Genomic DNA, 6156 nt, shown 5'->3' with positions numbered 1-6156 from the left:
TTGAATTGTTTTCTTAACGATGTCTTGACCTTCTTCTACTTTTTCCAAAACACCATTTGACAATTCCGAAACCACATAAGTGGCCTCAGCAATTTTTGTGATCGCAAGGGTATTCTCTTCTACAGCAGATTTATTTTCAGAAAAAGCTTCCAATTGGGTATTTGAATTACTTCTTACTGTCGTCATTGATTCTGATATCGTAGCTGCTACGTTTGCAGAACCTTTTGCACTTTCTATTAGCTTATCTGCTGATTGCAAAACCTCGTTTGACGATTGTGAAACAACCTGAATCATCGTTCGCAAACTATTCGTCATTTGATCAAAATCGGTAAGCAGTGATCCTATTTCATCTTTATATACATGGTTTGATTTTGAAGTCAAATCACCTTCCCGAGCTTTTCCAATCAGTGATTTCACGTGATTGATTTTACGCGCAAAGATTGCGGCAAAAAAATAAGAAAAAACTAACGAAATGACGGAAGCAAATATGGCACCGAAAAAGAATAAGTAGGAAAGCGATTTGAGGCGCTCTTCATAAAAAATGGCTTCTCTCCCGCCAGATCCTACAATCCAATCCCATGGTTCATAATAGATCTGATAGGCAATCCATGAGTGAGTTGGTTCTTCGCCTTCCTGCCATAGTTCATATACTATTTTTCCGGTTCTTTCCTTATTGGACCAAGTGTCACGTACAGTAAACTTTCCATCGACTTGGTAATCCCAAAGATTTACGCCCTCAATGTTAAAGGGGTTCATCGTAAATACACCATTCGGGTGCGATGCCCAAACCCTCATATCTAATTTGGCTGACATTTTACCTTTGGATAAATCTCGAACTCCATCGGAACCTTTAGGACCCAAAATATAGATCCTAGCCGTTTCTTGGGCATCCGCTAAACTCATCTTCCCGGCCTTTACATCTTCATTTAATAAATCGATAACAGCGACTGAATCAGTTGCCAGAGTTTTAAACAAGTCTGCACCAATATCTACGATTTGACTTTTTGCAGACTGATAGACGAGATAAAAAATTGGACCTAGTACTAAATTAAGAACCACAAAAATGAAGATCATTAATTGAGTACGAATACTAAGAGAATAAAGTTTATGTAGAGTTTGTTTTAACATATTTTGGAAGTGATCGTTTGAATTATGAGAGAACAAAAACTTTATATGAAATGAAAGTCTTTTTTAATATTTCCGCTTACAAGAGACCAGTAAAAAAACTAACTATATTTTTTTACAAATGGCATAGAAAACAATATGCACTTTGCACTATCTGTAAATAAAAAATTTACAAGAATTCTCTGCTCTCGAAGATTAAGAGACATAGCCTGGAGCATTAGATCAGTGTTCAAATGCCAATTCCTAAAACCAAACTAGCCTCTGCATTCATTTACAATACTTTAAAGAAGTTTCAAAAGATGGTTTTAAAATCGAAACCGAGATACAATCTTTTCCATGGAATCAGAAACTGTTTGCAAACGGTTTGCCTCCTCCGAAATTTCACTAAAGGTAGTGGAAATTTTTGAATGATTTTCCCATAACTCTTGTAAGTTCGTATTCGACTTTTCCGTATATCCTGTTTGTAATTTCATTTCTTCCGTAATTTGTTCTGCATCCCGTTGAAACTGAGCAACAAGATCTTTTAATGACTTTACATTTTCAGAACTAGCTTCACTTGTACGTCCAAACATCTGCACTACTTTCGATATTTCTTCAAACTTCAATTTTACATCTTCATTGGTAGAGATAATCTCCTTCATGGATTCCAAACTTTCTTTGGAAGCAACTTGAGATAATTTCACAACGCGTTTAATTTCTTCAATATTCTTTGCAGTTTCATCTGCGAGTCGTGACACTTCCCCGGCAACAACAGCAAATCCTCTTCCCATTGTTCCTGCACGTGCAGCTTCTATGGATGCGTTTAAGGAAAGTAAATTCACTCGGTCAGAAATATCTTCTACTATGGAAATTGTTTCCTTGATATTTTCACTCATTTGATTCATGACTTCTACTTTTTCATAGGCAGATTGAATTGCATCCTTTGCTACTTGGATAGTTCCAATGGAATGAACAGTATTTTGTGCCAATCCATCAGCTTTGATCGAAAGTTCCGTCATTTCATCTGTGACTCTTGTGAGTTCGCTTGCTAAAAAGTTTGTTTTATCTTTTTGTGATAAGACACGGTCATAAGTGGCACGAGAGAGATTTTGGATTTGGTTCACTGATTCAAACGTAGAGTCTAATTTAGTTTTTTCTGCTATCACTTGAGAGTCGATCACACTACCTTTATCTAAAATTAATTTAGATGTAGAAAGAAGTGAAACAGCTTCTACCTTTGCAGTTTGGAAATACTGTCGCAACGATTCCATAAATAAGTTTAACTTAGTGATCGTATGACTTAAGTTTGTTGCAGAAAGTTGTGGAATGGTTTCTGACAATTCTCCTTGTGATAGTTTTTCTATCGAATGGTTTAAGTTACCAATATCTTCCTTAAGGGATTTACTTCCAACATACGCAGCATAAATGATAATTACAACCATCATCACAAAAACAATGGGCATTTGGTAAAACCAATAAGGAGAACGGAACTCTGTTAACAAAATTAAAAACAGATAATATCCAAAGGTTAACATTGGCAACAATGCAACTGCAATCATTGTAAAAAGATTCCGCTGGAAAACGCCAAATACTCGGATTTTTGTTTCATCCAAAAGAACTGAGGACAATTCCTTTGCTTTAAGGACAGGACTCAAGTTTACTTCGGTTTGAAAATAAAATGCTAAATAAATGATGGGAGATAACATCACACATGCATAAGGCAATGCTAATATTTCTTTCCATGGAAGGTCTAAAACTGTCGCAGCCATAAATGAAAAACCCAAAATTGAGACTGTCCAACGGATGAGGATCACCTTTCCTTCCCAGTGCGGGTGCTCCAAAAGTCCCTTTTTTAAACTTTCCAATGTTTTTCCATCAGCAAAATTTGAATAAGCTAACAAACGTTTTAATCTACGATGTCTGAGGGTGATTCCGATGACCAAAGGCACAAGGGAAAGAAGTGATCCAAGAATAGCTAAATTGATGAGAGTCGTAACATCAAAACGCGAGGCAAATAAACAAAAGTTTATAAAATAAGGAAAGATTAGTAAATAAAGAGGAGCTTCGATTGCAATAGTCAATTTTCTGATGAGTAAATTCTGATTCATGCTTTGTGGTTCCGCCATTTCGTTTGACAATCATTTCAAAAATCCCAAAGAACTTCATCTACTTTCGTAATTTTTTTTCTGCAAGGAACATCTTGAGTTCCTTGTTCAGGATTCAATTTCAAACGCCATTCACACGAAAATCATGCAGATTCCAGTGTTAATACGGAAATTTCAGAGGGGGCACCCAAACGAAACGGAGGACCCCAGTATCCAGTCCCCCGGCTAACGTAAATTAAGGAGTCTTTGTATCGGTGTAGACCAGAAACAAATTTTTGCGCAAAATAAATCAGGATATTTCCAGGAAAAAACTGTCCACCATGTGTATGCCCAGAGATTTGCAGCTGAAAACCAACTTCACTTGCTTCATAAATACTGTTGGGTTGGTGGGCTAAAAGAATTTTATAATCACAAGTTTCTCCACCTTCCATTGCTCGTTTAGGATCTGTTTGGTGAGATTTAATCATTTTTCCAGCAGTTAAATCCGTGACTCCTGCCATCAGCAATTTGGCTTTTCCTACTGATAGAATTTGATTTTGGTTGAGTAAAATTTTTACACCTAATTTTTGAATTTCAGGTAACCAAGAAAGAACACCAGAGTAGTATTCATGATTTCCAGTCACATAAAAAGTTCCATATTTTGCCTGGATCTGCGCCAGCGGTTTTAAATGTTGTTTTAAGGTGGAAGCTGGTCCATCGACTAAGTCTCCGGTAATCACTACCACATCTGGCGACTGAAAATTGATCCTTTTCACAACTCTTTGTAAAAATTTTTCTTTAATCGTGGGTCCGATATGAACATCAGAAATTTGGACAATTTTAAAACCTATCAAATCAGGATGTAAATTTTTGATAGGAACTGACACTTGTTTGTATTTCAATCGAACATGTGCGTTAAAAAATCCAAGGGAACTGAGTGCAGTCGCCGCTACGATGGTTGAAAAAGCCAAACTAAAATTTTTGACTTCAGTCACTCCATCCAAAGGAAAACCAAAATGTACCAAACTCGAAAATAAAACCTGCGAGTATTGAGTGATAATTCCTAAATCCGTCCAACGTAAAAAATCCATAATAAGGACCAAAGTGAAGAGGATAGAAAAAAAACCAAAGTTTGTGAAGGTGATATAAGCGAAGAATGTTTGGGTTTTTTCCCGTTTGGAGATCCTACTGAAAGTATAAGTGAGAGGAACAAGTAAAACCAAAGCCCCAATTCCCAATAAAATGACTAAAACGACAGGTCCATTCAGTGAAAGTCCTGAGATCAATCGAAAGGTAGAATAATAATAGATAAATCCGAGTAGCGATGTGAGAACGGACAAAAATAGGAAGAATGCTTTCAATTGAGTGACCCTATTCTTTGGACATAGATTATTACAGAAAAGTTGTCGATAATGAGACAGAAGGTAGAGGATGAAAGAAAAAGATACAGTTAGAACTAAGTCGGACGTGATTTTGATTGGAGCAGGGATTATGAGTGCCACTCTCGGAGTTCTACTGAAAGAACTTGCACCCCACCTAACAATCACAGTTTTAGAACGATTGGACGCTGCCGCAAGGGAAAGTTCGAATGCCTGGAATAATGCAGGAACTGGACACTCAGCCTTTTGTGAATTAAATTATACAATTGAAAACGAAGATGGTTCGATCCAAACAAAAAAAGCCCTTCAAATCGCAGAATGGTTTGAAATTTCGAAGGAATTCTGGGCTTATCTCTCTGGCACCAAGCGGATTTTAGATGCCGATGAATTCATTCATTCTATTCCACATTATAGTTTTGTTTGGGGAGAAGAAAATGTTTCGTTTCTAAAAAAACGTTACGAAGCTTTGAAAAAATATGAACTATTCAAAGATCTTGTTTATACAGAAGATAAAACAACGTTAGCTGAATGGCTTCCACTTGTTATGTCGGGTCGTGATCATTCAGAACCTCTGGCAGCAACAAAAATGGAATTAGGAACAGATGTTAATTTTGGAACCTTAACGAGAGCGATGTTCCGTTATTTAGAAAGTTTTCAAGATGTTCATGTTCATTATTTTGAAGATGTAAAAGATTTAGAACGAGGCGAAAATGGATTATGGCATCTCACTTCAAATAATATCCAAACACACGAAAAGGAACACCATGAAGCCAAATTTGTATTTATAGGTGCTGGTGGTGGAAGCCTCCCTCTTTTAGAAAAATCCGATATACCAGAGGCTGCGGGTTTTGGTGGATTTCCAGTTAGTGGACAGTGGTTGCGTTGTCGCAACCGAAATGTAATCAAACAACATTTTGCAAAAGTATATGGTAAGGCCAATGTAGGTTCTCCTCCAATGTCTGTTCCTCACTTAGATACGAGGATCATTGAAGGGAAAAAAGAATTATTATTTGGACCTTACGCTGGTTTTACGACAAAATTTTTAAAGAAAGGTTCCTATTTAGATTTAGTTAAATCTTTAGAATTTGATAATATCTTTCCTATGTTGTCTGCGGGAATGCACAACCTTCCACTAACAAAGTATCTCATCGGACAAGCGATGCAGTCACATGAAGATCGAATCGATGCATTAAGAGAATATTTTCCTGAAGTAAAATCTGAAGACTGGGAATTGGTTGTGGCGGGCCAAAGAGTTCAGGTGATCAAAAAAGATGAGGAAGAAGGTGGAGTATTAGAATTTGGAACAGAGGTTGTTTCAGCTAAGGATGGATCTCTTGCTGCTTTACTCGGTGCCAGTCCAGGAGCATCCACTTCAGTTTCAATAATGTTAGAAGTGTTAGCTGATTGTTTCCCAAAAGAAATTGTATCGGAAGAATGGAAATCAAAACTAAAAATAATGATTCCCAGTTTTGGCGAATCCATGAAAGACAACCCGGAAATTTGTTTAGAAAGTCGAAAAAAAACATCAGAACTTTTAGGCCTGAGCCAAACCGAACAAATTAACGTTGGCTCAAAAGTTTAGAAATGAA

4 protein-coding genes (1 of these 4 running past the window's edge) are annotated in these 6156 nt (G+C 36.9%); 1 reads left to right on the top strand and 3 read right to left on the bottom strand.

All coding sequences use genetic code 11. The features are described from left to right. The 3 genes from CH364_RS04235 to CH364_RS04225 all read right to left on the bottom strand — a co-directional run. Window positions 1-1128, bottom strand: the 5' portion of a protein-coding gene (locus tag CH364_RS04235) for a methyl-accepting chemotaxis protein (protein ID WP_243401245.1). It extends 633 nt beyond the left edge of the window; only the first 1128 of its 1761 coding nucleotides appear in the window; the start codon lies at window positions 1126-1128; its stop codon lies beyond the left edge, outside the window. Window positions 1129-1430: 302 nt separating this feature from the next. Further along, a complete protein-coding gene (locus CH364_RS04230; protein WP_100743400.1) occupies window positions 1431-3212 on the bottom strand; it encodes a methyl-accepting chemotaxis protein in 1782 nt (593 codons plus the stop codon). A gap of 140 nt (window positions 3213-3352) precedes the next feature. After that, window positions 3353-4549: a metallophosphoesterase gene (locus CH364_RS04225; protein WP_100742347.1), complete on the bottom strand. Its 1197-nt coding sequence runs from the start codon at window positions 4547-4549 to the stop codon at window positions 3353-3355. A gap of 70 nt (window positions 4550-4619) precedes the next feature. Here CH364_RS04225 and CH364_RS04220 point away from each other — a divergent pair, with 70 nt between their 5' ends. Further along, window positions 4620-6149: a malate:quinone oxidoreductase gene (locus CH364_RS04220; RefSeq protein ID WP_100742346.1), complete on the top strand. Its 1530-nt coding sequence runs from the start codon at window positions 4620-4622 to the stop codon at window positions 6147-6149. The last annotated feature ends 7 nt before the right edge of the window (window positions 6150-6156 follow it).

It is taken from the genome of Leptospira harrisiae, from assembly GCF_002811945.1.
Lineage (GTDB): Bacteria > Spirochaetota > Leptospiria > Leptospirales > Leptospiraceae > Leptospira_A > Leptospira_A harrisiae.
This window is presented reverse-complemented; position numbering and strand designations above follow the sequence as displayed.